The following is a 2,191-nucleotide window of genomic DNA, read 5'->3' as shown; positions in this document are numbered from 1 at the left end:
AGCGTGATATTGCGATGAAAAAAGTAGATGAAGCGCATGAACATGTCAAAAAAAATTGGCAACTAGAAAAAGCGCAACGCATCAAGCCATCGCTTTGGTGGCAACAAGTGGCACAAGCGTAAGCTCAAACAACCAGCACAGAACAAAGCGATGCGAATGCTAATACTAATACCCCGAAACTATCCAATCTATCAACTAATGGCAAGGCGTGGTTTATTCACCCGGTGGCGATGGTGGATTATTTTTCTGGTGCAGGCATAGCTACTTATCATATTTATCATGATGGAAAAATTGAAAAACATATACCACAAGAAATACTGAAAGGTTATGAACAAAAATATAAATACGTTTATCATGATAAAGATAATAATGAGCATGAAATATGTATAGCCGATTGGCATACAACTAAAAAGAAAAGAAATGGTGTAACAGTAAGTGCGCCGAATCGAAGTGATACTAATATTATTGAATATAAAGAAAATGTCAATGAAGGGGATACCCAGAAAAGAGTTAAATATGCAAATGGAGATATTGCTGAGTATGGTAAACATCCAACCAGAGGATTAATTTGGCGATTATACAGAGCTTTTGATGAAGAAATTGAAATAGTTCGAATGCCAGATGAAATTAATTATGTAAAAGGCTCTGTTACGATTAAATATCGGTTCAGTAATACCAAAAGAAGATATACTGGACCGAGTCCTTTAGCTGGTTTTATAGGTGCTCTTGCTGAGATAGGTTTTGAATTGACAACGACAGGAAGTTGCTTTTACGAAGCATCCTGTTTTCCCAGTGCAGAACATGTAAATGGTAAAAGTGTTGATACTTCATATAAATTAGATGTTAATCAAGATCAAAAAATTATTAACGCTATGGCAAAATTTCATTTTAACGAAAGATTTATAGGAATTAAGCCATATTTTTATAAATTATCTAATGCTATAAACAAGGATGCTCTACATAATACTCATTTACATTCAGGCGATTTTGATTTTGACTGTATAACAGAGATTGAAAATTAATTATTGATATAAAAGGGTAAGTATCTGTGAAAAGAAAATTATTTATGTTAATGCATTCTTTAATTTTTACTTTTGGTTGTGTTGAAGCTAGAATCAATAGCAACCCTGAACAAAAAACACAAATTAGTAAAATGGAAACATACCAAGGAGATAATCATATTAGTAGAAAAGATTTTGTGAAAAAGATAGATTCTTCTTGTACCATAGCGCATCCATATGGAGGAACTAATGAGGAAATAGAGTATGAAAGAAAAAGATGTGTATTATCAAAAATGACTTTTGATTATGACGAAATAATTAATCCAATAATATTAAATGAAAAAGTATATTTGCCTCCAATAAATGATATTAATATTTATTTAGAAAAAGTGAAAGAGATAAATTCATCTAGTCTAGAAAGCGTAACTATTGCAGAAGTTAAACTTTTTACAAAAATTAATGATCAAATAGTTGATAGCCTCACCATTTATTATATAAAAAATGATTATGATGCTTTTTATGTAGAATCCCAATATTATTACATAGATAAGTTTATATACATTTTAAAATACGGTTCTGATGAAGATGGTTCATTAGTTAAGTTTTGGAAAAAATATTCAATCAGTACCAATGGAAAGTTTAAATTAGAGGACTTTTTCGAATGTCACTTTGACAATAATTTTGAAAAAAATGTATGTAAATGATTTTTTAAATATTTTGATCATCTAAGTTATGTTGGAATTACACAGTATTATAACTTAATCGTCATATATTCGATGAAGCGTTAAGCAAATGGAACGAAATTGATGAGCTGTTTGAAGAAGAGAAACAACAAAAAGCACTTATTGAAGAGGGATTAGACATACTAGGCATCACCAATCCTTACCTACGTGATTTTGCTTTAAAAATGGTGGATGAAGCATTTTAATATATCCAAACAAACTGGAAACTAGAAAAAGAGCAACGCATTAAACCGTCACTGTGGTGGCAACAAGTGGCACAAGCACAAGCTCAAACAACCAGCACAGAACAAAGCGATGCGAATGCTAATACCCCTAAACTGTCCAATCTATCAACTGACGGCAAGGCATGGTTTATTCATCCGGTGGCGATGATTGATTATTTTAATATTGACACAACACTTTGGCATGAGCCATTAGAAAACCCACAACGGACGAAATATAATTCAT

The 2,191-nt window shown here is 31.8% G+C and carries 3 protein-coding genes; all 3 read left to right on the top strand.

Annotated features, from left to right (window positions below):
- Positions 1 to 230 precede the first annotated feature (230 nt).
- On the top strand, positions 231 to 1,022 hold the full coding sequence (locus tag GQ589_RS11585; protein WP_370519445.1) for a hypothetical protein: 792 nt from the start codon (positions 231 to 233) through the stop codon (positions 1,020 to 1,022).
- 26 nt (positions 1,023 to 1,048) lie between these two features.
- Positions 1,049 to 1,705, top strand: coding sequence for a hypothetical protein (locus tag GQ589_RS11580; RefSeq protein WP_160426375.1), 657 nt, complete (start codon positions 1,049 to 1,051; stop codon positions 1,703 to 1,705).
- 290 nt (positions 1,706 to 1,995) lie between these two features.
- Positions 1,996 to 2,191, top strand: a 196-nt coding sequence (locus GQ589_RS11575) for a hypothetical protein (protein WP_160426373.1), incomplete at its 3' end; no start/stop codon positions are given.

The sequence above is a fragment of the Gilliamella sp. Pas-s27 genome (assembly GCF_009795865.1).
In the GTDB taxonomy this organism is placed as follows: domain Bacteria; phylum Pseudomonadota; class Gammaproteobacteria; order Enterobacterales; family Orbaceae; genus Gilliamella.
Note: the sequence above shows the minus strand (reverse complement) of the source record. Positions and strands in the feature narration are given on the sequence as shown.